At 75.5% G+C, this 22,443-nt stretch carries 27 protein-coding genes; 9 read left to right on the forward strand and 18 right to left on the reverse strand.

Translation table 11 applies throughout. The features are described 5' to 3' along the window. Nucleotide 1: 1 nt before the first annotated feature. Genes K5O09_RS12495 through K5O09_RS12515 form a run of 5 tightly spaced genes read right to left on the reverse strand, consistent with a single transcriptional unit; the run spans nucleotide 2 to nucleotide 5,118 of the window. Nucleotides 2-1,624 (reverse strand): amidohydrolase family protein, encoded by a 1,623-nt coding sequence (locus tag K5O09_RS12495; RefSeq protein ID WP_222169845.1) that lies wholly within the window; start codon nucleotides 1,622-1,624, stop codon nucleotides 2-4. Then, nucleotides 1,621-2,412, reverse strand: coding sequence for an ABC transporter permease (locus K5O09_RS12500; RefSeq protein WP_222169846.1), 792 nt, complete (start codon nucleotides 2,410-2,412; stop codon nucleotides 1,621-1,623). The genes K5O09_RS12495 and K5O09_RS12500 overlap by 4 nt, the downstream gene beginning before the upstream one ends. Then, the gene (locus K5O09_RS12505) at nucleotides 2,409-3,194 is read right to left on the reverse strand and encodes an ABC transporter permease (protein WP_255595384.1); all 786 of its coding nucleotides are present in this window, start codon (nucleotides 3,192-3,194) and stop codon (nucleotides 2,409-2,411) included. Before K5O09_RS12505 ends, K5O09_RS12500 begins: the two co-directional genes overlap by 4 nt. Then, nucleotides 3,191-4,048, reverse strand: coding sequence for an ABC transporter ATP-binding protein (locus K5O09_RS12510; protein ID WP_255595385.1), 858 nt, complete (start codon nucleotides 4,046-4,048; stop codon nucleotides 3,191-3,193). Before K5O09_RS12510 ends, K5O09_RS12505 begins: the two co-directional genes overlap by 4 nt. After that, the gene (locus tag K5O09_RS12515; protein ID WP_222169847.1) at nucleotides 4,045-5,118 is read right to left on the reverse strand and encodes an ABC transporter substrate-binding protein; all 1,074 of its coding nucleotides are present in this window, start codon (nucleotides 5,116-5,118) and stop codon (nucleotides 4,045-4,047) included. The genes K5O09_RS12510 and K5O09_RS12515 overlap by 4 nt, the downstream gene beginning before the upstream one ends. Nucleotides 5,119-5,490: 372 nt before the next feature. Here K5O09_RS12515 and add point away from each other — a divergent pair, with 372 nt between their 5' ends. Further along, entirely contained in the window at nucleotides 5,491-6,519 is a 1,029-nt protein-coding gene (gene add / locus K5O09_RS12520; RefSeq protein ID WP_255595386.1) for an adenosine deaminase, read from the forward strand. A gap of 9 nt (nucleotides 6,520-6,528) precedes the next feature. After that, nucleotides 6,529-6,987: a PPC domain-containing DNA-binding protein gene (locus K5O09_RS12525; RefSeq protein ID WP_222169849.1), complete on the forward strand. Its 459-nt coding sequence runs from the start codon at nucleotides 6,529-6,531 to the stop codon at nucleotides 6,985-6,987. 20 nt (nucleotides 6,988-7,007) lie between these two features. On the opposite strand, the gene K5O09_RS12530 is transcribed toward K5O09_RS12525, so the two are convergent. Next, nucleotides 7,008-8,546: a PucR family transcriptional regulator gene (locus K5O09_RS12530; protein WP_222169850.1), complete on the reverse strand. Its 1,539-nt coding sequence runs from the start codon at nucleotides 8,544-8,546 to the stop codon at nucleotides 7,008-7,010. Between the two features lie 95 nt (nucleotides 8,547-8,641). On the opposite strand from K5O09_RS12530, the gene K5O09_RS12535 reads away from it, so the two are divergent. Then, the gene (locus K5O09_RS12535; RefSeq protein ID WP_222169851.1) at nucleotides 8,642-9,955 is read left to right on the forward strand and encodes an NYN domain-containing protein; all 1,314 of its coding nucleotides are present in this window, start codon (nucleotides 8,642-8,644) and stop codon (nucleotides 9,953-9,955) included. Between the two features lie 15 nt (nucleotides 9,956-9,970). On the opposite strand, the gene K5O09_RS12540 is transcribed toward K5O09_RS12535, so the two are convergent. The 3 genes from K5O09_RS12540 to K5O09_RS12550 form a co-directional block, all read right to left on the reverse strand. Beyond that, nucleotides 9,971-10,393 carry a VOC family protein gene (locus tag K5O09_RS12540; protein WP_222169852.1) on the reverse strand — a complete coding sequence of 141 codons (423 nt, stop codon included), beginning with the start codon at nucleotides 10,391-10,393 and terminating at the stop codon, nucleotides 9,971-9,973. Nucleotides 10,394-10,483: 90 nt separating this feature from the next. Then, complete coding sequence (locus tag K5O09_RS12545) at nucleotides 10,484-11,731, reverse strand: FAD-dependent oxidoreductase (RefSeq protein ID WP_222169853.1); 1,248 nt, start codon at nucleotides 11,729-11,731, stop codon at nucleotides 10,484-10,486. 49 nt (nucleotides 11,732-11,780) lie between these two features. Next, nucleotides 11,781-12,683, reverse strand: a complete 903-nt coding sequence (locus K5O09_RS12550) for a LysR family transcriptional regulator (RefSeq protein ID WP_222169854.1) — start codon at nucleotides 12,681-12,683, stop codon at nucleotides 11,781-11,783. A gap of 154 nt (nucleotides 12,684-12,837) precedes the next feature. Here K5O09_RS12550 and K5O09_RS12555 point away from each other — a divergent pair, with 154 nt between their 5' ends. Together K5O09_RS12555 and K5O09_RS12560 are read left to right on the forward strand one after the other, a co-directional pair. Continuing rightward, entirely contained in the window at nucleotides 12,838-13,191 is a 354-nt protein-coding gene (locus K5O09_RS12555; RefSeq protein ID WP_222169855.1) for a hypothetical protein, read from the forward strand. A gap of 113 nt (nucleotides 13,192-13,304) precedes the next feature. Further along, the gene (locus K5O09_RS12560) at nucleotides 13,305-14,141 is read left to right on the forward strand and encodes a hypothetical protein (protein WP_222169856.1); all 837 of its coding nucleotides are present in this window, start codon (nucleotides 13,305-13,307) and stop codon (nucleotides 14,139-14,141) included. Nucleotides 14,142-14,157: 16 nt separating this feature from the next. Here K5O09_RS12560 and K5O09_RS12565 read toward each other — a convergent pair whose 3' ends face one another. The 3 genes from K5O09_RS12565 to K5O09_RS12575 are packed head-to-tail and all read right to left on the reverse strand — an operon-like array spanning nucleotide 14,158 to nucleotide 15,048. Beyond that, nucleotides 14,158-14,460, reverse strand: a complete 303-nt coding sequence (locus K5O09_RS12565; RefSeq protein ID WP_222169857.1) for a DUF1905 domain-containing protein — start codon at nucleotides 14,458-14,460, stop codon at nucleotides 14,158-14,160. 35 nt (nucleotides 14,461-14,495) lie between these two features. Next, complete coding sequence (locus tag K5O09_RS12570) at nucleotides 14,496-14,732, reverse strand: hypothetical protein (RefSeq protein ID WP_222169858.1); 237 nt, start codon at nucleotides 14,730-14,732, stop codon at nucleotides 14,496-14,498. A 28-nt stretch (nucleotides 14,733-14,760) separates the two neighbouring features. Next, a complete protein-coding gene (locus K5O09_RS12575; RefSeq protein WP_222169859.1) occupies nucleotides 14,761-15,048 on the reverse strand; it encodes a DUF1905 domain-containing protein in 288 nt (95 codons plus the stop codon). A gap of 104 nt (nucleotides 15,049-15,152) precedes the next feature. Here K5O09_RS12575 and K5O09_RS12580 point away from each other — a divergent pair, with 104 nt between their 5' ends. After that, nucleotides 15,153-16,517: an FAD-binding oxidoreductase gene (locus tag K5O09_RS12580; RefSeq protein ID WP_222169860.1), complete on the forward strand. Its 1,365-nt coding sequence runs from the start codon at nucleotides 15,153-15,155 to the stop codon at nucleotides 16,515-16,517. A gap of 24 nt (nucleotides 16,518-16,541) precedes the next feature. Here K5O09_RS12580 and K5O09_RS12585 read toward each other — a convergent pair whose 3' ends face one another. Next, nucleotides 16,542-17,507: a DUF5692 family protein gene (locus K5O09_RS12585; protein WP_222169861.1), complete on the reverse strand. Its 966-nt coding sequence runs from the start codon at nucleotides 17,505-17,507 to the stop codon at nucleotides 16,542-16,544. A 57-nt stretch (nucleotides 17,508-17,564) separates the two neighbouring features. Further along, the gene (locus K5O09_RS12590) at nucleotides 17,565-18,179 is read right to left on the reverse strand and encodes a TetR/AcrR family transcriptional regulator (RefSeq protein ID WP_222169862.1); all 615 of its coding nucleotides are present in this window, start codon (nucleotides 18,177-18,179) and stop codon (nucleotides 17,565-17,567) included. A gap of 103 nt (nucleotides 18,180-18,282) precedes the next feature. Between K5O09_RS12590 and K5O09_RS12595 the strand changes: the two genes are divergently transcribed. Continuing rightward, a complete protein-coding gene (locus K5O09_RS12595) occupies nucleotides 18,283-18,681 on the forward strand; it encodes a VOC family protein (protein ID WP_222169863.1) in 399 nt (132 codons plus the stop codon). A 16-nt stretch (nucleotides 18,682-18,697) separates the two neighbouring features. Here the strand turns inward: K5O09_RS12595 and tehA are convergent, their stop codons facing one another. From tehA to K5O09_RS12615, 4 genes are all read right to left on the reverse strand, one after another. Beyond that, complete coding sequence (gene tehA / locus K5O09_RS12600) at nucleotides 18,698-19,669, reverse strand: dicarboxylate transporter/tellurite-resistance protein TehA (protein ID WP_222169864.1); 972 nt, start codon at nucleotides 19,667-19,669, stop codon at nucleotides 18,698-18,700. A gap of 83 nt (nucleotides 19,670-19,752) precedes the next feature. Further along, on the reverse strand, nucleotides 19,753-20,016 hold the full coding sequence (locus tag K5O09_RS12605; RefSeq protein ID WP_222169865.1) for a type II toxin-antitoxin system RelE/ParE family toxin: 264 nt from the start codon (nucleotides 20,014-20,016) through the stop codon (nucleotides 19,753-19,755). Continuing rightward, nucleotides 20,013-20,273, reverse strand: a complete 261-nt coding sequence (locus K5O09_RS12610) for a type II toxin-antitoxin system Phd/YefM family antitoxin (protein WP_222169866.1) — start codon at nucleotides 20,271-20,273, stop codon at nucleotides 20,013-20,015. The genes K5O09_RS12605 and K5O09_RS12610 overlap by 4 nt, the downstream gene beginning before the upstream one ends. A gap of 70 nt (nucleotides 20,274-20,343) precedes the next feature. Further along, nucleotides 20,344-20,760, reverse strand: coding sequence for a type IV toxin-antitoxin system AbiEi family antitoxin (locus K5O09_RS12615; protein WP_222169867.1), 417 nt, complete (start codon nucleotides 20,758-20,760; stop codon nucleotides 20,344-20,346). A gap of 85 nt (nucleotides 20,761-20,845) precedes the next feature. Here K5O09_RS12615 and K5O09_RS12620 point away from each other — a divergent pair, with 85 nt between their 5' ends. Both K5O09_RS12620 and K5O09_RS12625 read left to right on the forward strand, forming a co-directional pair. Continuing rightward, complete coding sequence (locus K5O09_RS12620) at nucleotides 20,846-21,274, forward strand: type II toxin-antitoxin system PemK/MazF family toxin (RefSeq protein WP_222169868.1); 429 nt, start codon at nucleotides 20,846-20,848, stop codon at nucleotides 21,272-21,274. Between the two features lie 270 nt (nucleotides 21,275-21,544). Then, complete coding sequence (locus K5O09_RS12625; RefSeq protein ID WP_255595391.1) at nucleotides 21,545-22,318, forward strand: Ltp family lipoprotein; 774 nt, start codon at nucleotides 21,545-21,547, stop codon at nucleotides 22,316-22,318. Nucleotides 22,319-22,443 lie beyond the last annotated feature (125 nt).

A 22,443-nucleotide genomic window follows, 5' to 3' on the forward strand; every position in this document is an offset into this window, starting at 1 on the left:
GTCACGCCGCCGCGCCCCGGGGCGACGGTCGCTCGGGCCGGCCCGCGCGCAGCACCCGCCCGGCACGCACGCCGGTGAACTCCCCGTCCTCCACGACGACCCGCCCCGCGAGCACGGTGTACCGCACCCCCGTCGGCCGCTCCCACGGCCGCTGCGGGGTCCCGGCGTGCCCCACGGTGGCGGGGTCGACCACGGCGACGTCCGCGACCAGTCCCGGCAGCAGGCGCCCGCGGCCGGGCAGCCCGAGCGCGTCGACGGCGAGCGAGGTCATGGAGCGGATCGCCTCCGGGAGGTCGAGGACACCGAGGTCGCGGACGTACCGCCCGAGCACGGTCGGGAAGCACCCCCAGCCGCGCTGGTGCGCGTTGCCCACCGGCACGGAGTTGTCCGAGCCGACGGCGACCAGCGGGTCCGCGAGGATCTCCCGGACGTCCGCCTCGGCCATCAGCTCGTAGACCATCATCGCGCCCGGGTCGGCCAGCACCAGGTCGCACAGGGCGTCCCACGGGTCGAGCCCGCGCTCGGCGGCGACGTCCGCGACGCTGCGCCCGAGCAGCGCGGTCTCCGCGTGCATGCTGAGCAGCACGCCGCCCGGCGTCGTCTGGGTCCACGACCCGGCGCCCGGTCCGCCCGCCAGCGCCCGGGCCCGGAGCGCCGCGCGGGCCGCCGGGTCGGACAGCCGGGCCACCAGCGCCGCGCGCCCGCCCACCTGCGCCTCGGCCGGGAGCAGCGCGGTGAGGAAGCTCTCCCCCGTCGTGTACGGGTAGGCGTCGCCGTGCACGTCGATGCCCTCGGCGCGCGCCGCCCGCAGGGCTGCCAGCAGCTCGCCCGCGCGGCCGTGGTTGCGGCGCCCCGCCGCCTTGCAGTGCGACACCTGCACCCGCACGCCGGTGCGCCGGGCGACGTCGAACGTCTCGCCCAGCGAGTCGGCGAGGCCGTCGCCCTCGTCGCGCATGTGGGTGGCGTACGGGCGGCCCCAGCGGGCGGCGACGGCGGCGAGCGCTGCGACCTCGTCGGTGTCCGCGTACACGCCGGGCGCGTAGATCAGGCCGCTCGACAGCCCGAAGGCCCCCTCGGCGAACGCGTCCTCCGCCAGCGCGACCATCCGGTCGAGGGCGCCCGGGGCCAGCCGCTCGGCCATGCCGTTCGCGCTGATCCGCAGCGTGCTGTGCCCGACCAGGGACGCGACGTGGTTGGTGGGCCCGTACCGCTCGACGGCGTCCAGGTACCCCGCGAACGTGCGGGGCTGGTTCCAGTGCCCCGCGACACCCGCGGCGACCGTGCTGGAGATCGGCCGGTGCAGCTCGACCGCCCGCTCGTCCACCAGCGGGGCGGCGGAGTTGCCGCAGTTGCCCACGACCTCCGTGGTGACGCCCTGCAGCACCTTGAACGGCTGCGGCTCGGCCATGAACGGCACGACGTCGGAGTGCGTGTGCGCGTCCACGAACCCCGGGGCGACCACGAGCCCGCGCACGTCGAGCACCCGGGCGCCTGCCGGGGCGCCGAGACCCGGTCCGACAGCCGCGATCCGGTCCCCGGCCAGCGCCACGTCCGCGACGACCGGCGCCGCGCCGGTGCCGTCCACGACGGTCCCCCCGCGCAGCACCAGCGTCACGTCGGTCACGTGAGCTGCCCCATCCGCTCGGTGACCACGGCGTCGACGACGCTCAGCACCGCGTAGGCGAGCATCGTCACCGCGGCCACCGTGATCGCGGACGCCCACATCGCGTCGTACCCGAACGAGCCGGCCGCCTTGGAGATCGCGCCGCCGAGGCCCTCGCCGGTGGACAGCCACTCCGCGATCATCGCGCCCGTGACGGCCGACGGGACGGCGATCCGCGCGGAGGCCAGCGTCGACGGCACGGCCGCCGGCAGGGCCACCTTGCGCAGCACCGTCCAGGACGAGCCGCCGTACGCGAGCACCAGGTCGCGGTGCTCGCCGGAGACGCTGCGCAGCCCGTACAGGATGTTCGCGAGCGCCGGCAGGAACACCACGAGGATGACGATGGCCGTCACGCCCGCCTGCCCGATGCCGAAGATCAGCGTGATGAGCGGGGTCAGCACCACCAGCGGGATCGAGCGCAGCACCATGGCGGTCGGCATGACGATCCGCTCCAGCACCGGCGACACGCAGAACACGACGGCGAGCAGGAACGCCGCGGCGAGACCGACGACGTACCCGATGCCGGCGTCCCGGACGGTCACCGCGAGGTCGGCGGCGATGGTCGCGCGGTGGTCCGCGGCGCCCTCGGCCGTGACGACGTAGGCGTACACGTCCCACGGCCGCTTGCCGATGAGCGGGCTGACGTCGAACGCCGCGAGCACGGCCACCCACACGCCGAGCGCGACGACCACGGCCGCCGCGAGCGTGGCGGCCCGGCGGGCGACGAACCGCCCCGTGCCGCCGGTCACGACCGACGCTCCGACGCCCACGGGGTCAGGACCCGCCCGACCAGCCCGACGAGCGCGTACCCGCCGAGCGCGATCAGCCCGGCCAGGATGCTCAGCGCCCACACGCGGTCCGGCTGGATCTGGCGCTGCGCCGCGTTGAGCGCCACGCCGATGCCCGAGTCGATGCCGCCGAGGTACTCCCCGACGACGGCTCCGAGCAGCGCTGCCGGGACCGCCACCTGCAGGGCGGTGACGATCGCCGGCAGCGCCGACATGAGCTGGACCGTGCGGATCTGCGTCCACCGGCCGCCGCCGTACGCGGTGACGAGGTCCAGCGAGCTGCGGCTCGCCGAGCGCATCCCCAGGATGGCGCCGACGAGGGTCGTGAAGAACACCAGCAGCGCGCCCAGGAAGATCGCCGAGGCGCGGCCGCCGAAGATCACCATGACGATCGGGCCGATCGCCGTCACGGGCAGGCACGCCGAGATGACGCCGAGCTGGGTGATGACGTCCTCCAGCCGCGGCACCACCAGCACGACGGCGGCCAGCGCGAGGCCCGCGAGGTTGCCCCACAGGTAGCCCTGCGCGGCGCGCGTCAGCGTCGGGACCACGTTCGCCTCGTAGAACGGCCAGCCGTCCGCGACCGCCGAGCGGGCCACGTCCACCGGCGACGGGAACGAGGTGCTGTTCTCCAGGTTCGCGGTCATCGCCCACCACAGGGCCAGCAGCAGGACGATGCCCACGGTGCCGCCGACCCACGGGCGGGCCAGCGCGCCGCGGAACCGGGCGGCGACGTCGCTCACTCGTCGCCCTTCGTGCCGGCACCGCCGGGCGCGAACAGCAGCCCGGACAGGTGGTCGACCACCTCGTGGAACTCGGGCGTCCGCATCATCTCCGGCGTCCGGGGGCGCTCGAACGGGATCTCGACGACCTCGACGATGCGCCCCGGGCGGGCGGACATCACGGCCACGACGTCGGACAGCAGCGCCGCCTCCGCGATGCCGTGCGTGACCATCAGCGTCGTCGCGGAGCGCTCGGTCCAGATCCGCTGCAGCTCGAAGTTCAGGCGCTGGCGGGTCATGTCGTCCAGGGCGCCGAACGGCTCGTCCAGCAGCAGGAAGTCCGGCCGGACCGCGAGCGCCCGGGCGATGGACGCGCGCTGCCGCATGCCGCCGGACAGGTGCGCGGGGCGGGCCTTCTCGAACCCGCGGAGGCCGACCAGGTCGATCAGCTCGTCGACGATGCCGTCGTCGCGGCGCTTCTGGATCTCCAGGGGCAGCCGGATGTTCTTCTGCACGGACCGCCACGGCAGCAGCGCCGGGTCCTGGAACGCGATGCCCATGCCGTCCGCGCGCTTGCCGGGCGCGACGGGGGTGCCGTTGACCGCGACGGTGCCGGCGGTCGGCGTCTCGAGGCCCGCGAGGATCCGCAGGATCGTCGACTTGCCGCAGCCGGACGGGCCGAGCAGCGACAGGAACGACCCGCGCGGCGTCGACAGGCTCACGTCCTCCAGGGCCGTCACCGTGCGCCGGCCGGAGCGGAACTCCTTGCTCAGGCCGGTGATCTCGATGCCGGGCGCGGACGTGGGCGCACCCGCCCCCGCGGCCGAGGGGGCCGGCTGCGCGGGGACGGGTGCGGACAGGGGGGAGGACGTCACGAGAGCAGGTCCGGGTTCTCGGCGTACACCTCGTCGAGCAGCGACAGGTCGAACAGATCGTCGGCGGCGATGTCGATGCCCGCGTAGGCGAGGGACGCGATGGTGCCCTCCTGCAGCTCGTCCGTGATGGTCAGCAGGCCGTTCGCCGCGGTGTCGTCGGACTCGATGAGCGTCGCCTGCCGCTCGAACGACAGCGTGATCGCGTCGGCGTCGTACTGCTGGTCCTTGCCGTAGGTGTTGACGGTGAGGTCGACCGCACGCTCCGGGTCGTCGAGCGCCGCACGCCAGCCCTCGGCCGTCGCGAGCAGGAACGCCTTGAGCTGCTCGGGCTGCTCGTCGATGGCCTGCTGCGAGGTCACGAGCACCTCGCCGACCATCGGCAGCCCCTCGTCGGCGAGCAGGAACTCGGTCGCGGGGAACCCGGCTGCCTCCAGGGCGGCGGCACCCGTCGTGGTGTAGCCGATGAACCCGTCGACCTGGCCGGTGGTGAGCATCGAGGTGTCGGACAGCGGCACCGTCGTGACGTCGGCCGGGTCGATGTCGTTCGCCGCGAGGAACGCGTTCCACACCAGGGTGTTCGAGTCGGAGACGGCGACGGTCTTGCCCGCGAGGTCGTCCGGCCCGGTGATGGGCGCGTCGGCGCCGGACACGAGGGCGAACGGGTTGCGCTGGTAGGTGGCGCCGACGATCTTGAGCTCCGCGCCGCCCTGGATCGCGGGGGCGGTGATGAGCGGGGACGACAGGCCGACGAACGCCTGGCCGGTCGCGACCGCGGCCTCCGCGCTGGTGGCCGACGAGCCGCCCGCGGTCAGCGTGACCTCCGGGAAGCCGGCGTCCGTGTAGAGGCCGTCCTCGACCGCGAGGTACTCGCCGGCGAACTGCTGGTTCTTCAGCCACGACAGCTGCACGCTGACCGCGTCGAAGGACTCGCCCGCGTCGTCGCCGGAACCGGCCGCGTCGTCGTCGCCCCCGCCCGAGCAGGCGGACAGCAGCAGGCCGGCGACGGCCACGGCAGCGGCGAGGCCGGCGGTGCGGCGCCGGGGGCGCGGGGTCGTGATGGTGCGGGTCACGTCAACCTCGATCACGTCGTGCGACCACCCGGACACATCGGGTGGCCGCGGTGCCAGGGGGAGGGCGTCGCGGGCGGACCCGGCGACGTCCTCCATCAGACAGGTCGGGCCCGCCCGGTCGCCATGTGGGATCCTCCGAACCTGGCGCCCCCGGACGGTGCGGTCCGTTGTGCGACACACCGAGCGCGTCACACGCGCGTCACACGGGAGGACCCCTGCGGGGTCGGCCCGGCGGATCGCCCAGCGCGCGCCCCGAGCGCCCCGCCGCGTCGTTGGTGGATCGCACGAAGCAGCAGCCCACGGCCCTGTGGTTGGCTTCCGGACGAGCGTGGGGCGGACCGCGCGCACCACGACCAGGAGCGGGAGGCGAACGTGTGGCCGACGGCTGAGCTCCACGTGCACATCGAGGGCACGCTCGACGCCGAGCTGATCCGCGTGCTCGCGGAGCGCCACGGCCTGCCCGTCCCCGCGGGCGCGGGTCGCGGCGCCCCGTTCCGCGACCTCCAGGAGTTCCTGGACGTCTACTACGCGAACCTCGACGTGCTGCGCACCCGCGAGGACTTCCTCGACCTCGGCGCCCGCTACCTGGACCGCGCCGCGGCCGCGGGCGTGCGGCACGCCGAGGTGTTCGTCGACCCGCAGTCCCACACGGAGCGCGGCGTGCCCGTCGCGGACGTGCTGCTCGGCCTCGCGGACGCCCTGGCCGGCGCGCGGGAGCGGCACGGCATGTCCGGCGGGCTGATCGTCTGCTTCCTGCGGCACCTCGGGCCGGACGCCGCGATGGCGACGCTGGAGGCCGTGCTCCCCCACCGGTCGCTGCTGCTGGGCGTCGGGCTCGACTCGAGCGAGGTCGGTTTCCCCCCGTCGCTGTTCCGTGACGTCTTCGAGCGCGCCGCCGCGGAGGGCCTGCACCGCGTGGCGCACGCCGGCGAGGAGGGCGGCCCCGACTACGTCTGGGAGGCCCTGGACGTGCTGGGCGCCGAGCGGATCGACCACGGCAACCGCGCGCTGGAGGACGTCGAGCTGGTCGCCCACCTGCGCGAGACCCGCACCCCCCTGACCGTGTGCCCGCTGTCCAACGTCGCGCTGCGCACCGCCGGCCCGGACCTCGCCGACCACCCGATCGCCGTGATGCTCGACGAGGGCCTGCGCGCGTCGGTGCACTCGGACGACCCGGCGTACTTCGGCGGCTACCTGGACGACAACGTGCGGGCGCTGGTCGCGGCCGGCACGGTCACCGAGGACCAGGTCGGCGTGCTCGCCGCGAACGCCGTGGTGTCGTCGTTCCTGCCCGAGGCCGGCAAGGCGGCGCTGCTCGCGGAGATCCGCGCGTACGCGCTCGCCACCGGCGCCGCCGTGCCCGCGCTCGCCGCCGGCTCCGACGACGCCGCGGCCGGCTGAGGCGGACGCGTGCAGAGCAGCGAGGTCACCACCGGGCGCCGCGTCGCCGTCGTGCTGGAGCCGGGCGACGAGGTGCTGTCCTCCCTCGCCGAGGCGTGCCGCGCCCACGGCATCCGGCAGGGGTTCGTGCCCGTGTTCTCCGGGGCGTTCCGGTCGGTGCGGTTCATCGCCGCGGACACCCCGGTCGCCGACCAGGAGCCGCCGCTGCCCCACGAGGTCACCGTCACCTACTCCGAGGGCATCGGCAGCGGGACGATCCTGTGGGACGCCGAGGCGCAGGCGGCCACGCCGCACGTGCACCTCGCCGTGGGCGTGAAGAACGCCGCCGCGGCGGGGTTCGCCGGGCACCTGCTCGGGGCCGAGGCGCACTACACGGTCGAGGTGCTGGTGGAGGAGGTCGTCTCCCCCGCGCTGCTGCGGGTCCCGGACCCGCGGGCGTGGGGCATCCCGACGATGCGCTTCGCCTGAGGAGGCGCGGTCGCCGCGGGCTACTCGGACTCGTCCAGGCAGGCCATCGCGAGGAACAGGTCCACGCGGTCCGCCATCGTGCCCATGTCGCGGTTGGTCAGCTCCTCGATGCGGGCGATCCGGTAGCGCAGCGTGTTGGTGTGCAGGTGCAGCTGGCGCGCCGTCTCCTGCCAGGCCCCGCCTCCGTCGAGGAACGCCCGCAGCGTGCCGACGAGGTCCGCGTTGTGCCGCTCGTCGTAGGACACCAGCGGCGCCAGCACCTCCCGGGCGTACCCGGCGCGCGTGCTCTCCCCGAGCATCCGCAGCAGGGCGCGGTGCGACTGGACGTGCAATGAGGTCGACACGACGACGGGCCCGGTCCCCGCCGCGTTCTGCACCCGCTCGACCGCCGTGGCGATGGCCGAGTTCAGGCGGCTCACGCCGCTGACCGGGTCGCTGAGACCCACGCGGAGCTGCCGCCCGGCGAGCAGCAGGTGGTACTCCTCCGTCAGGTGCTCCGCGAGCGGCCGCTCGTCGTCGCCCGCGCCGTTCACCAGCAGGATGGCGAGGTCGTCCGTGCGGCAGCCCATGACGCGGTGCCCGCGGGCGGACAGGGTGCGTTGCAGCATCTCCAGCGTCGCCGCGCGCGGGAACCGCGGGTCGTCCACCCGGGCGGCGACGATCGTCGTCTCGTCCTGGGGGGCCATGCCCTCCAGGCGCATCCGCGCGGAGATCGCGCCCGGGGACGCCTCCTGGTCGCGGATGGACGTGATGAGCGCGGCGACCTGCGCGTCCCGGGTCTCCCGCCAGCGGGCCGCGAGCTCCATCTCCACCCGCAGCGCACCCACCAGGGCGTCGACGGCCAGCGTGACCTCGTCGGAGAACGCGCGGTGGTCGCCCCAGATCCCCAGGAACCCCGACCGGTCACGCGTGCCGGTGCGCACCACCGTCGCCGGCCCCCCGGGACCCGGGACGATCACCCGGCGCTCGTGCTCCCGGGCGATCACCGCGTTCCACTGCTCCGCGACCTGCGCGCGGTCCGGCGCCGCCCCCGCCGACGCGAGCAGCGCCCCGGTCTCGTCGATGACCCAGCACCCCACGGCGAACTCGGCGGTGAGCTGACCGAGCAGCTCCGCGACGCCGCCGCCGCGCGCCACGGCGTCGGCGATCCGCCGGCTGAACCGCATCGTCCGGCTCGCCAACCCGGCCGGGGACCCCGGCTGCTGCGCGGCGATGACGTCGGCGATCCGCCGGAACGACACCCCGGGCGACACCGTGAGCAGCGTGAGCCCCCGGTCCCGGCAGGTCGCGATCACCTCGTCGGGGATCACGCCGATCTCGATCAGCCCCAGCACCACCGCCGCGACGCCCTGCTGCGCGAGCGCACCCAGGAACGTCGCCGCGCCCCCCGGCCGGTCCAGCCACAGCCCGGAGGTGAGCACCACGTCACCTGTCGACAGGAACCGCGACGGGTCGGGCAGGTCCGTGATGTACGCGGACTGCACGGGCCGGTCGAGCGCGTCCGGCTCCGCCGCGACGAGGCTCAGCCCCAGCTCCGGGTCGGCCAGGAGGTCACGCACGTCCACTGCTCACCACCCGGTCCCCGCTCGGCACCGGGACAGTCTACGGAGGCGCCCGGGCGCGGGACCGCCCCCGTCCACGGCAGGATGGACCCGTGACCACCCACGCCCCGCTCGACCGCCCGGACCAGCCGCGCCGCCTGCGCACCGCCATGTTCGTCGACTTCGACAACGTGTACATCGGCCTGCGCCGGCTCGACCCGGACGCCGCCGAGGCGTTCGCGACCGACCCGGGTCACTGGCTCGCCGAGCTGGAGAGCGGCTCGGACGCCGACGGCGACTTCACCCGCCGGTTCCTGGTGCGCGCCTGCTACCTGAACCCGTCGGTGTTCTCCCGGTTCCGCCCGAACTTCACGCGCGCCGGCTTCCAGGTGGTCGACTGCCCGTCGCTCACCCAGCAGGGCAAGAGCAGCGCCGACATCAACCTCGTGCTCGACGCCGTCGACGCGCTCGACGGGGCGACCCGGTACGACGAGTTCGTCATCGTGTCCGCCGACGCCGACTTCACGCCGCTCGTGCAGCGCTGCCGGGCGGCCGACCGCCGGGTCACGATCATCACCGCGAGCCCCGCGGCCAGCGCGTACCGCGCCGTGGCGGACACCGTCATCACCGCGGACGACCTCGCCGAGCTGGTGACCGCGGGTGCCACCGCCGAGACGGTCGAGGCCGAACCCGCGCCGGAGGTCGTCCCCGAGGCCGCCGTCTCGACCGCGCCGCTCGCCCCGGTGACCGCCCCCGCGGCGGCGAGCGCCGGGTCGCTCGCCGCGCGGCGGGCCGTCCTGCAGCGGGTGCGCTCGGCCGACCGGCCCGTCCCCACGGGAGCCGTGGCGCAGGCCGCGCAGCAGGCCGACCCGACGCTGCCGACGACGCGCTGGGCGGGCGCCGGCGGGTTCCTGCCGTGGCTCGCGCAGGTCGTCCCGGAGCTCGGGGTCGCCGCGCGGCCGTCGCCCGGCTACGTGTGGGACCCCAAGCGGTTCGGCGAGGCCGACCTGCCCGGCGCCGCCTCCCCCGCCCCGGGCACCGACCCGACCGCCCTGCAGCGGCAGGTCATCGCGGTCACCGACACGCCCGGCCTCAGCAAGGAGAACTACCGCGTCCTGCTGACGACGCTCGCCGACGACGTCCGCGCGCACCCGTTCGAGCGCGCCACGACGGCGCGCCGGGTGCGCGACGCGTGCCAGGAGGCCGGCGCGGCGGTCGGGCGGTCCACCGTGAACTTCGTGATCTCGGGCGTGCTGTACGCCGGGCTCGAGCTGACCTCCGACGTCACGGCCGAGGACATCGCGGAGGCCTGGGCGGACAACGTCATCGGCCTGTGCCGAGGCGCGCGGATGGAGCTGACCGAGGCCGACGAGCAGGCCATCGACGACTGGGTCGGCGGCGGCCTGCTGGACGACCCCGAGGACTGACCCGCAGCGGGTCGGTCAGGCGGCGTCGCCGGAGATGTTCACCAGCCACGTGACGCCGTGCTTGTCCGTCACCATGCCGAACGCGTCCCCCCAGGGGGCCACCGTGAGCGGCTCGATCACCCGCCCGCCCTCGGACAGCTTCTCCCAGTAGCCGCGCAGCTCCGCGTCGGCGTCCGCCCCGCCGCTGAGCGACACCGAGAAGGTGTCGCCCGGCGTGTACGCCATGGCGTTCGGGGTGTCGGACGCCATGAGCACGAGGCCGCCGGGGGTCTCCAGCTGGCTGTGCATGACCTTGTCCTGCTCGGCGGGGTCCTCGCTCGCGTGGAAGTCCGCGAACGTGCTGATGGTGAGCTCGCCACCGAACACGGACCGGTAGAACTCCATCGCCTCGCGGGCGGTGTCGCGGAAGCCGAGATAGGGGTTGAGGCGGACGGGCATGGGGGCTCTCCTCGGCGTCGGACGACCGCTGGTGTGATGCCGATCACACTGCCGCCGCCGTCCTCCCGCCGTCAAGCGCCCGGCGCGCGCTCACACCCCGAGCAGCCTCCGGGCGACCGCCCGCGCGGCCCGGCGGCCCGACACCAGCGCGCCCTGCTGCGACGGCGTGTCCCGGTGGTCGCCGCACACGTACCGTCCGTCCCCCAGGTCGACCGGCTGCCGCACCCGCAGCGGCGGCGGCACCGCCGGGAGCGCCGCCGTGATCTCGTGCGTGGCGAGCTCGCGCCAGCCCCGCGGGTCGGCCCCGAGCATCTCGCCGGCCTGCCGGCGCACCACGGCGGGGTCGGGTCGCGCCGCGGGGCCCCGGGGGCCGGGGGCCAGCACGCACGTCGCCTGCACGAGCTGCGCGCCCGCCGGCGCGGAGCCCCGCGCGACGGCCGACACCAGCGCGGCGTTCACGACCGGTCCGCGTCGCCGCCCGTCCACCACGACCGCGTCGACCCGCGGGACGCCCTCGGCCTCCCACCACGTCGTGCTCAGGCCGCGCACCGGCGGCGCCTCGACCCCCGTGAGGGCCGCGGCGGTGGCCGCGTCCGTGGCGACGACCACGGCGCGCGCCGCGATGCCGCCGCCGCCCACCCGCACCGCGTGTCCGCCCGGCACCGGCTCGACCGCGTCGACCCGCACCCCGGTCGCCACGTGCGGCAGCGGGGCCGCGAGCAGCGCCGGCAGGGCACCGGCACCACCCACCGGGATGCCCGGCGTGCCGCGCAGCATCGAGCGCACCACCAGCCGCACGAAGGCCGCGGACGTCGAGCCCGACTCGTCGGCCAGCACGCCGGCGAGGAACGGCTCGAGCACCTCGTGGCGCAGCCGCCCGTCGACGCCGGCCGCGCGGAACGACTCCGCCAGCGAGGTGTCCGGCCCCGCCTCGAGCGAGCGCACCGGCCCGAGCGCGGGGGCGGCCCAGCGGGCGAGCGCCGCCAGCTCGCCGACGCGCAGGTACCCGCTGCCCAGTGTCACCGGCAGCGCTCCGGGCGCCCGCCGGGGGTCGGCGAGCAGCGCCAGGCCGTCCGCGCGGCGGACCGCGACGCCCGCGAGGAACGGCTGCACCCGCAGCGCCGCGACGTCGACCTCCCGGCGCAGGGCCGGGTAGGCGGGGTTGACCACCTGGAACCCGCGGTCCAGCGTGAACCCGTCGACCCGGTCGCTGCGCATCCGGCCGCCGACGACCTCCGCCGCCTCCAGCACCCGGACGTCGAGCCCACGGGCGTGCAGCACCCGCGCGCAGGTCAGGCCCGCCAGTCCGGCACCCACCACCACGACGTCGCAGTCCATGCGGGGAGCCTAGGGGTGCTCCCTCCGACCCGCCCGGGGGCGCGGCGCCTCACACCAGGTCGAGCCCCGAGGCCACCGCGAGCAGCTCCTCGATGACCGCCACGACGGCCGGGCCGGGCTCCCGGCGGGTGGCCCGGTGGCGGGCGACGAGCCGCCGCGAGCCGAGCCCGGGCACCGTCGCGACCGTCACCCCGTCCGGGAGCTCGCCCTGCAGCGCCAGCGCCGGCAGCAGCCCGACCCCCTGCCCGGCCGCGACGAGCGCCAGGGCGACGTCGAAGTCGTAGTACACGTGCCGGACGGTGGCCGTCCCGAGGGTGGCCGTGACGCGCCCCATCGCCCGCGCGGCAGCGGTGTTCCGCTCGGCCGCGAGCCACGTGACCCCCGCGAGGTCGGAGAGCTGGGTGGGCGTCGCGACGGAGCCGGGGAGCACGAGCCGCCAGGGCTCCTCCAGCAGCACGACGTCCCGCTGCCCGCGCGGCACGTGGGTGTCGGCGTCCTCGTCGCGCTCCAGCAGCACGACGTCGGCGTCACCCTCCCGGAGGCGCCGCATGGACTCGGCCGGGTCGCGCTCCTCCACGACGAGCTCGATGCCGGGATGGCGCTCCGCCACGACCGCGAACGTCGGGGCGACGACCGCCCGGATCGCCGTCTGGAACCCGGCGACCGTCACCCGCCCGGACAGCTCGCCGCCGAGCGCCGCCAGCGACTTGCGGGCCTCGACCAGCTCGGACTCGATGCGCTCCGCGGCCTCCGCGAGGATGCGACCGGCCGCCGTGAGCGTCGCCCCGCGCGGCCCCCTGTCGAGCACCGGGACCCCCTCCTCCGCCTCCAGGCGGGCGATCTGCTGGGACACCGCGGACGGCGTGACGTGCAGCAGGTCGGCGGCCGCGAGCACCCCGCCGGCGCGGTGCACGGCGAGCAGGACGGCGAGGCGGCGCGGGTCGGTGGGCATGCCGTCAGACTAGTTCAGTTTCGCTACACCCCGGTCTCAACATCATTCGATTGTGCTGAACCCGATCCGGACGCACACTGGTGCCGTCGGGAGGCCGCAGGACGGCCCGCCCGGCACCCCCTCACCCACCCCTGGACCTTCCTGGAGCACGCCCGTGTCCGCTCTCGTCACCGCGCTCGGCTGGGTCGGCGCGGTCACGTGCCTCGTCGCCTACGTCCTCGTCACCCGCGGCACCTGGGCGCCCACCTCCGGGCGGTACCAGCTCGCGAACGTCATCTCCGGGCTGTTCATGGGACTCGTCGCGGCGAGCAGCGGCGTGTGGCCGTCGGTCGTCACCAACGCGGTGTGGGCCGTGGTCGGCGTGCACGCCGTCGCCGTGGTGCTGCGGGCCCGCCGGCAGCGGGCGCGCGAGGCGGCGCGGACCGCGGGCGACGCCCCGGCGGCGACCGTCCACCCCGGCCCGGCACCGGCGGGCCAGCCGCTGGGCGCCGTCGACCTCGCCGCCTGACCTGCGCGGCGTCGACCTGCCGCTCCCGACGAGGCCGGCCCCGTGGGAGCCCGGCCGCCCCTGAGCCACGCCGTCGGTTGCGGCGCGGGCGACGCGGCGACGACGATCGCGGCATGTGGACCGACCGCGCCGCCGTGCTGGACGACGTCTCGGCCGGCGACTGGATCCGCCCGCGGCTCGGCCGCTGGACCACCGTCACCGGGCTGCTGCCGGGCGGGTTCGAGGCGTACGCGCGGGTGCTGCACCCGGTCGTCGGGGCGCTCCCCGACGCGCCGGACGACGCGCCGTGGGCGCCGCTGCGGTGGGCCGACGTCGCCGCGGTCACCGGGCGCACCCTGCACCCGCTGGTCCAGTGGCACCGCCTCGTCGGGGGCGACGACGCGGACCCGTGGAACCCCGACGCCGCGCTCTGGCCGCACGGCCGGCCGGCGGAGGGTCACCTCGCCCTCCCCCAGCTCACCGCGCTCTGCCGCGCGCTGGCCCCGCACACCGCGACCGCCGACCGGTGCCTGATGGCGGTGTGGGAGGGCTGGGGCGCCCTCAACGGCGGCTCCGTGCGGATGACCGTCGTCGACGGGCGCGTGGCCCGCACCGAGCCCGTGCCGCGCGCGTTCACCGACGCCGAGTGGGACGCCCCGCGGTTCCGGCTGCCCGCCCGCGACTACCTGCTGGTCGCAGGGCCGCTCGACGCCGTGGCGGACGTGGCCCGGGGGCCCGGCGACGGCGACGGCCGGTCGCCCGCGCTGATCTGGCCGCAGGACCGCGCCTGGTGCGTCGGGACGGAGGTCGACCACGACTCGACCCTCGTCGGCGGCACCCGGCAGGCGGTCGCGGCGGTGCTGGCCGAGCCGGCGCTGGAGGCGTTCGTCGTCGGGCCGGACGACCCGCTCGGGTTCGACGGGGACACCGTGAACGAACCGTCCGACGCGCCGGGCGCCGGTCGGCCCTGACCGGCGCCGTGACGCGTCAGACGTCGAGCACCCGGAGCCGCACCCGGACCGGCCCGCCGGTGGTCAGGCCCTCCGCGTCGCGCACGGCCCGCTTCACCGGCAGCGAGTACGCCCGCTGCTTCCCGTCGGGGAAGATCGACGTCCGCCACGTGGTGCCGCCCACCGTCACCTCGACCCGCAGCGACCCGAACCCGCGCGCGAACACCCCGGCCCGCTCGAGGATCTCGTCGGACGCCTCCTCGGGCACGCTGACGAACGTCCACCGCTCGGTGCGGCGGGCGTCCCACTCCCACAGCGGCGCCTCGAAGTCGAAGGTCATGCCCCGATGGTGCCCGACGGCGCCGACACGCACCCTCAGCGGCGCCGCAGCGCCAGCCAGCCCGCCCCGGCGACGAGGAGCACGCCCACCACGACGCACGCGACCCCCGCGGCCGACGACCCCGCGCCCGGCCGGTAGACCTGCTCGCTGAGCTGCGCGTACGCGAACCAGCCGCTCGGCCGGCGGGTCAGCAGCCAGGCACCGATCCCCGCGACGACGGCACCGACGACCGCGACGACGAGGGCGGACGCGCGGCGGCGGGGAGCGGGCACGGGACCGAGCATGCCGTGCCGCGGCCCGTCAGGTGGCGACGACGAGCCGGAGCGTCACCGTGTCGCCGACCTCGACGTCCTCGGCCCGGCGCACGGCGGCCTTGATCGGGACCAGGTAGCCGCCGTCGCGCGGGAACAGCGACGTCGTCCACTGCGTCCGCCCGAGCGTCACCGCGACCGGGATCACGCCCCAGCCGTAGGACACGAGCGCCGACACGGCGTGCAGCGCGGCGGCCTCCTGCTCGCCCACGGGCACGAAGTGGAACGGCGCCGGCCCGCGCCAGTGCACGACCTCACCGGTGAACCGCAGATCCATCCGGCGAGCGTAGCCAGGCGGCGGAGACCCGGCCCGCCCGGCCCCTTGCCCCCGTCGCTCCCCCGGCGCGACCCTGGTTCCGCCGACGTCGCCCAGGAGCCCCCATGTCCGTCAGCACCGCGCTCGCCGACCTCCGCACCCGCCTCCGCGGCCGGGTGGTCGCGCCCGAGGACCCCGACTACGACACCCTGCGCGCCGTCGTGCCGGGCGGTGCGGACCCGCGCCCGGCGGTCATCGTGCGACCGCTCGACGACGCCGACGTCGCCGCCGCCGTGACCGTGGCCCGGGAGTCCGGGCTGCCGCTCGCCGTGCGCAGCGGCGGCCACAGCAACGCCGCGCACGGGTCGGTGGACGGCGGGATCGTCGTCGACGTGCGCGACCTCACGGAGCTCACCGTCGACGTCGAGCGGCGGACCGCCTGGGTCGGGGCGGGCCTGACCGCGGGTGCCGTGACGGCGGCCACGGCGGCGCACGGGCTGGCGGTCGGGTTCGGGGACACCGGGTCGGTCGGCGTCTCCGGCATCACGCTGGGCGGCGGCGTCGGCTACCTCTCGCGGGCGCACGGGCTGACGATCGACAACCTGCTGGCCGCGGACGTCGTGCTCGCCGACGGGCGGGTGGTGCGCGCGGACGCCGAGCAGCACCCGGACCTGTTCTGGGCGCTGCGGGGCGGCGGCGGGAACGTCGGCGTCGTGACGCGGCTGCAGCTGCGGCTGCACCCGCTGGACGGCGTGGTCGGCGGGATGCTCGTGCTGCCGGCCACGCCCGCCGCGGTCGCCGGGTTCGTCACCGCGACCCAGGCCGCCCCGGACGAGCTGTCCGCGATCGTCAACGTCATGCCCTGCCCGCCGCTGCCGTTCGTGCCCGCCGAGCACCACGGGTCGCTCGTCCTCATGGCGCTGGTCTGCTGGTCGGGTCCCGTCGAGGCCGCCGACGCGGCGCTGGCGCCGCTGCGCGCGTTCGGGGAGCCACTGGCGGACCTGGTGCGCCCGGTCCCCTACCCCGAGCTGTTCCCGCCGGCCGACCCGGAGTACCACCCACGGGCCGTCGCCCTGACGCTGCTGACCGACCACGTCGACCTGCCGCTCGCCGAGCGCCTGGTGGAGCGGCTGTCCGCGGTCGACGGGATGCGGGTGGTGCAGCTCCGCGCGCTCGGCGGGGCGATCGCGCGGGTGGACCCGCAGGCCACGGCGTACGCGCACCGGTCGGCCCGGCTGATGGGCAACGTCGCCGCGTTCGTGGACGGACCGGACGACCGCGAGCGCCGCGCGGCGTGGGTCGCGCAGACCGCCGCCCTGCTGGACCAGGGGAACCCGGGCGCCTACGTGAACTTCCTCGCGGACGAGGGGCCGGAGCGGGTCCGCGCGGCCTACCCGGGTGCCACCTGGGACCGGCTGGCCGCGGTGAAGGCGGTGTACGACCCGGGCAACCTGTTCCGCCGGAACCAGAACGTCCCGCCCGCCGGGTGACGGCGGGCGGGACGTCCCGGTGGGTCAGGCTGCGGCGAGGACGCGCTGCTCCTGCCGCTCGACGGCGGCCTGCTCCTCGGCGACGACCTTCCGGTACGCGGGCAGCTCCGGGTAGAGCTCGGTGCCCGTCAGCGGGTTGCGCCGCGTGGTGACGATCCGGTGCACCTGGTAGACCGCGAGCGCCACGTTCGAGGCGAGCGAGATCGCGCTGACGGTGAACAGCGCGGCCGGGTCGTGCGAGGACTCCACCGCGAACACCGACGACGACACGAACGTCGGGAACGCCATCGTGAACATCATCCACAGCGCCAGGGTGTGGGCCCGGTGCTGCAGCCACGCCCCGCGCTTGAACACGAACGCCGGGATGGTGCAGGAGATCAGCAGGGCCGCGCCCGCGTAGAACGCGTGGTCGCCGACGCAGTTGTAGACGTAGGCGAAGTTCCACAGGTCGTAGGGGATGATCCAGAACCACAGCATGTCCGGCCAGATCATGTCGCGGCTCGGCGAGCGGCTGATCATGATCCCGGCCCAGCCGCAGATCGTGACGAGGTTGAGGATGCCGGCGACGCCGTTCATGACGTTCCACGGGCCGGGGACCATGTAGACGCCGTCGACGACTCCCTCCGACATGCCGGCGACCTGGAAGTCGCGCAGCACGGCCTCCGCGATGTTGATGGCGAGGATCGCGGCCGGGAACGCGAGCGCCCAGCGCTTCGCGGCCAGCTTCGGGTGGTACCGCAGGGCCATGAAGCCGAGGCACCCGGCGAGCGCCGAGTACACCTTGACCCAGTGGAACCACGTGCCGGTGGACGAGCCCGCCCCGGCGGTGTGGGGCCAGACGAAGATCGTCAGGACCACCGGCAGCGCCACGAAGAACGCCAGCCCGGCGGCGCGCCAGCGGCGGGTGACCTCGTTGAGCCCGATGAGCGCGGCGAGCACGACGCACCACATCAGGGCCGAGTACCAGGGGATCTGGTCGAACAGGAACACGGTGCCTCCTTGCGAGCGGAGCCGTCGCGTCCAGCGGCGGCGCGGGGGTGCGCCCGGTCAGGGCGCCGGTCGTCGTCCGACCAGGTCGAGCCGCAGGGTCTGCCGGACGAGAGAGGCCAGGACGGCGTCGGGGACGTCCGGCTCGGTGCGGACCAGGCCGACGAGCCCGTGCACGAGCACGACGAACGTCGCGCGGACGTGCTCGATGGCCAGCCCGTGCCGGGCGGAGTACGCCTCGACGGTGGTGACCTGGAGCGTGTCGACGACCGCCGCGACGGCCCGGTCGACGAAGCGCTGGTAGAGCGCCGCGTTCTCCGGCCGGTGCAGGTCGGCCCGCACCGGGTCGTCCGAGGCGGTCTGGGCGCGGAACAGCGCCACGACGTCGCGCAGCGCGCCCTCGACGTCCCCGACGGTGCGGTTCGCGTCCCAGGCCCGCACGGACTCCGCGAACGCCTCGACCCGGCGCTCGAGGACGGCGTCCAGCAGGTCCTCGGTGGTCGGGAAGTAGTGGTAGACGAGCCCGCGCGTCACGCCGGCGGCCCGGGCGACGTCGCTGACGGTGGTGCGGCTGAGCCCGCGCTCGGCGTACGCACGCTCCGCGGCGTCGAGCAGCGCGGTCCGCCGCTCCTCGGGGTCGAGGACGGTGCGCCGGGTGCTCTCGCCGCTGGTCATGGCACCACGGTAGAACTCATTGACACATCGTCAATGGGACGATCGTCCCGTCGTCCGCGCCCCTCCTCTTCCCCGTGCCGGAGGGCGGTGCCACGATGCTGCGATGCGCGTGCACCGGCTCATCCACGTGTTCGACGCCCCCGACCTCGCCGCCGAGAGCGGCTTCTGGGCAGCCCTGCTCGACGGCACCGTCGAGGCCGAGGACGACTGGCACAACGTCGTCGTCGACGGCGAGTGGCGCATGGGCTTCCAGCTCGCCCCGGACCACGTGCCGCCGGTCTGGCCCGACGGGCCGCAGCAGCAGCAGATCCACCTCGACGTCTGGGTCGACGACCTCGCCGAGGCGCACGAGCGCGCGATGGGGCTCGGGGCGCGGCTGCTCCGGGCGGCGCCCGACCTCGGCACGACGGACGAGGTGTTCCAGGTCTACGCCGACCCCGCCGGGCACCCGTTCTGCCTGTGCCGGGGGCCGCTGCCCGCGTCGGAGGCGGACGGCTCCTGACCGCGCGCGGCCTGCCTCAGGGCAGCGTCGCCGCCGGTGTCGCCGGCGGCACCAACCGACCCCGCGCCAGCAGCACCACGGTCCCCGCCGCGAGCGCGAGCAGCAACGCCGTCCCGACGGCCGCCACGACCACCGCCACCACCCGCACGGCGGTGTCCACCTCCGCGTGCGCGATCCGCAGGCCGGTGTTCGCCATCGCCGCGAGCCCGAACGAGAACGCCCACAGCCCCGCCGTGAACCCGCCCGCGAGCAGCCAGCGCCACAGCCGCAGCAGCAGCACGAGCTGCAGCACCCCGTACCCGAACAGCACCAGCGCCACGGCGTCCACGCGGCCACCGTCCACCACCAGGTACGCGTAGCAGGCGACGAAGGCCGGGGCGAGCTGCACCCCGATCACGCCACGCGCCCGCGGCGCCACCTCGGGCCCGGTCCGCAGCCGGTGCGTGATGAGCGGCTCCAGCGTCAGCCACGACACCACCCCGGCCCCGAGGAACAGGTACCCGAGCTGCGCCTGCCCGACCGTCGCCACGCCGATCGCGCTGATGAGGTTCGCCGCCACGAGCGGCAGGTAGAACCCCGGCGTCGTCGCGTCGAGCGGCTGCGTGCCCGACCACAGCGGCGCGCACCGCACCGCCGCGAACACCAGCTGCCCCGCCACGCCCAGCCACAGCAGCACGGCCGCGACCACCGGCGCGTACGGGTGCAGCCCGACGGACACGAGGATCCCGCCCGCCGGCACCAGGCTCAGGAACGAGAACAGCCCCGGGTCGCGCCACTCCCGCACGACGCCCTCCCACGCCGTCACGCACCGGTACACGAGGACCGCCGCGAGCACGCACCACACCGCGCACCCGATCAGGACGACCGACTCCCCCACCCAGTGCGGCACCAGCCCGACCGTCGCGCCGTAGCGCCACGCGCTGCCGAGGCCCACCAGGCCGAGGACCATGCCGAAGAAGCTCGCGGGGACGCGCTGGAGCGTGCGCACGGGCAGGACCCTCCGAGGTGCCGGGGACGGGACACCGCTGACGGTAGCGCCGCGGGCGGCGAGCCCTCCTCCGGCACGGCCGCTCAGCGGTACACGTCGCGACGGTGGTCGACCTTCACCACCGTGACCACGACCTCGCCGTCGTCGATGACGTAGATCACCCGGTACTGGCCGCGCCGCGCGGACCAGAACCCCTCCAGCTCGCGGACGAGCTGCTTGCCCACCCGGTGCGGGTTGTCGGCGAGCGGTCCGACCACGAACTCCCACACCGCAGCCGCAACCGCCTCCGGCAGGTCGTCCGCCAGGGCGCGGCGAGCAGCGGACGTCCAGCGCACCCGGTAGCTCATCGGCGAGGACGCTCGGACAGCTCGACCGTCGCCCCCTTCGCGATCTCCTCCCGCGCCGCCCGGAGATCGGCCATCGTCTCCGGGTCGGAGAGGATCTCCAGCGTCTCCTCGAGCGCTGCGAGGTCGTCAGGCGAGATCAGCACGGCGGCCGGCTCGCCGTTCCGGGTGATGACGACGCGCTCGTGCGTGTCGTGCACCGAGCCGACGACAGCCGACAGGTGGGCCTTCACGTGCGCCAGGGAGGTCGTGGTCGTCATGACCATGATTCTAGTCACTGCGAGCGAGTTCCCGTGGCGACCTGAGCCAGGTCGGCCCCGTCCTCCGGCGTCATCGTCCCGCCGGCACGCGCCGCAGCGTCGCGCCTCTGCGCTGCTCGTCGGCGATCCGCTGGAGCGTCGCGCGGTCACAGCGCGGCCACAGAGCGGCGATCACCTCCTGGACCTCTGGACCCTCGTCGCGAGGACCGAACCGGGCGAGGTCCAGAACGGTCCGCTCCGGCGTCGTCACCAGAGCCCGACCCAGATCGGTCGTCACGGCGACGGCGTCCAGCTCGGCGACGGCCCGGGTCACGAACCACACCTCACCGTCGCGGTCGGTCAGGCGCCGGGCCCTGCGCTGGGTGGGGACAGCGACGTAGCCGACGCCGATCGCCCGCGGCAGGGCGCGGTGCATCCGGGCTGCGCTCAACCCGGTCAGCACCGGCACGCGGTCGCCGTACAGCGCGGTGCGAGTCGGCTCGACCAAGAACTGCAGAGTGAAGCGAGTAGCCGCTCTCATGCTCGCCGATGACACGCGATCCGCGCGCAGCAGCCCTGGCACACTCCGTCCCGTGATCGACTCCGTCGTCCCCGACGCCTTCCGCGACGTCCTCGCCGACCGCCCGTGGCTGCTCGTCCTCGCGGCCGGCGGGGTCGTCCTGCTGCTCCGCCTGCTCGGCCGGGCCGGCGCCCCGGTCGCCCGCCCGGGCGAGGTGTGGTTCGCGATGGTGCCCTACCGGGACGGCACGGGCGCGAAGGACCGGCCGGTCGTCGTCCTGGCGCGGCGCGGGCGGTGGGTGACGGTCGCTCGGCTGACCTCCCAGGACCAGTCCGCGCGGCCCACGGACTACGCGCGCGTGCCACACCCCCTGCCAGGGCTGACGCGGAGCAGCTGGGTGGACCTGCGGCCGATGCGCATCCGGCGTTCGGCGCTGCGTCGGCGGACCGGGGACGCCGGAGCGGCGTGGCTGGCGTGGTACGAGCGGGCGGGGCGGCGCTGACCTCTGCCTCCCGAGGGTCACGGACTTCACCCGGAAGCCGGCCGCGACGCACTACCCGGGGGTGGGACCGTGGACGCGGCCCCGCGACGGCGCGGCGGCATCGCCGAGAGACTCACCAGGGGGCACGTCATGGCTTCACGCTTCAACCCACCGCCGAACTGGCCTCCCGCTCCTGCGGGGTGGACTCCCGGCCCCGGCTGGCAGCCTGACCCCGCATGGGGGCCGGCACCGGCGGGATGGCCGCTGTGGGTCGACGACGGTGACGCCGGCGTGCCGGGACAGGCACCCCTCGACGCGACGGCCCCGGAGCCGGCGGACCCGACGGCCCTCTTCCCTCACCCCGACTCGTCCGGTCTGGCGCAGCCGCCCGGTTCGGCCCCCGGCGACGAGCCCCGCAGGTCGTGGGTCGCACGCCACAAGGTGCTCGTCGGCGTCGGCGGCGTCGTCGTCCTCCTCCTCGCCGTGGCGGGCATCGCCGGGGGCAGCGAACGCGAACCGACGGCTGCCGACGACACCGCCTCGGGGCAGGCCATCGACGGGGCGGTGACCACGGAGGACGTCGCCGACGAGGAGGACTCCGAGGCCGAGCGCCGGGCCGCCGAGGAGGCCGAGGCGGAGCAGAAGGCCCAGGAGGAGGCCGACGCGGCCGCGCAGGCGGAGGCGGACCGCGTCGCCGAGGAGAAGCGCGTGGCGGAGGAGGCGGCCGCGGCTGAGGCGGCCGCCGCGGAGGCCGCCCGCATCGGCAGCGTCGCGCAGCAGAACGCCTACCGCACCGCGACGGACTACCTGGACTACATGTCGTTCTCCCGGAGCGGCCTGATCGGGCAGCTCGAGTTCGAGGGGTACGTGACCGCCGACGCCGAGTTCGCCATCGCGCGCCTGGAGGCGGAGGGTGGCGTCGACTGGAACGCGCAGGCGGCCGCCAAGGCCGCGGACTACCTCTCGTACACCGCGTTCTCGCGGCAGGGGCTCGTCGACCAGCTGCTCTACGAGGGCTTCACCGCCGAGCAGGCGGAGTACGGGGTGAGCACGACGGGGCTGTAGCCGGTCGCGTCGGAGCGCGGGACCGCCGCACCGGCGCGAACGGGCTCTCGCGCGGGCGGAAGGTCCGGAGCCTCCGACGAAGGCCACGACCTCCGAGCCGGATGCGGGCACCCCGAGCTCGGCGA

This window comes from Cellulomonas sp. C5510, from assembly GCF_019797765.1.
Classification (GTDB): Bacteria; Actinomycetota; Actinomycetes; order Actinomycetales; family Cellulomonadaceae; genus Cellulomonas.

Bases quoted from the DNA above. Each gene is read 5' to 3' on its own strand.
- K5O09_RS12540 (WP_222169852.1), bottom strand. From the start codon at position 10,393: ATGCCCGTCCGCCTCAACCCCTATCTCGGCTTCCGCGACACCGCCCGC.
- K5O09_RS12545 (WP_222169853.1), bottom strand. From the start codon at position 11,731: ATGGACTGCGACGTCGTGGTGGTGGGTGCCGGACTGGCGGGCCTGACC.
- K5O09_RS12550 (WP_222169854.1), bottom strand. From the start codon at position 12,683: ATGCCCACCGACCCGCGCCGCCTCGCCGTCCTGCTCGCCGTGCACCGC.
- K5O09_RS12560 (WP_222169856.1), top strand. From the start codon at position 13,305: ATGTGGACCGACCGCGCCGCCGTGCTGGACGACGTCTCGGCCGGCGAC.
- K5O09_RS12565 (WP_222169857.1), bottom strand. From the start codon at position 14,460: ATGACCTTCGACTTCGAGGCGCCGCTGTGGGAGTGGGACGCCCGCCGC.
- K5O09_RS12575 (WP_222169859.1), bottom strand. From the start codon at position 15,048: ATGGATCTGCGGTTCACCGGTGAGGTCGTGCACTGGCGCGGGCCGGCG.
- K5O09_RS12580 (WP_222169860.1), top strand. From the start codon at position 15,153: ATGTCCGTCAGCACCGCGCTCGCCGACCTCCGCACCCGCCTCCGCGGC.
- K5O09_RS12590 (WP_222169862.1), bottom strand. From the start codon at position 18,179: ATGACCAGCGGCGAGAGCACCCGGCGCACCGTCCTCGACCCCGAGGAG.
- K5O09_RS12595 (WP_222169863.1), top strand. From the start codon at position 18,283: ATGCGCGTGCACCGGCTCATCCACGTGTTCGACGCCCCCGACCTCGCC.
- K5O09_RS12605 (WP_222169865.1), bottom strand. From the start codon at position 20,016: ATGAGCTACCGGGTGCGCTGGACGTCCGCTGCTCGCCGCGCCCTGGCG.
- K5O09_RS12610 (WP_222169866.1), bottom strand. From the start codon at position 20,273: ATGACGACCACGACCTCCCTGGCGCACGTGAAGGCCCACCTGTCGGCT.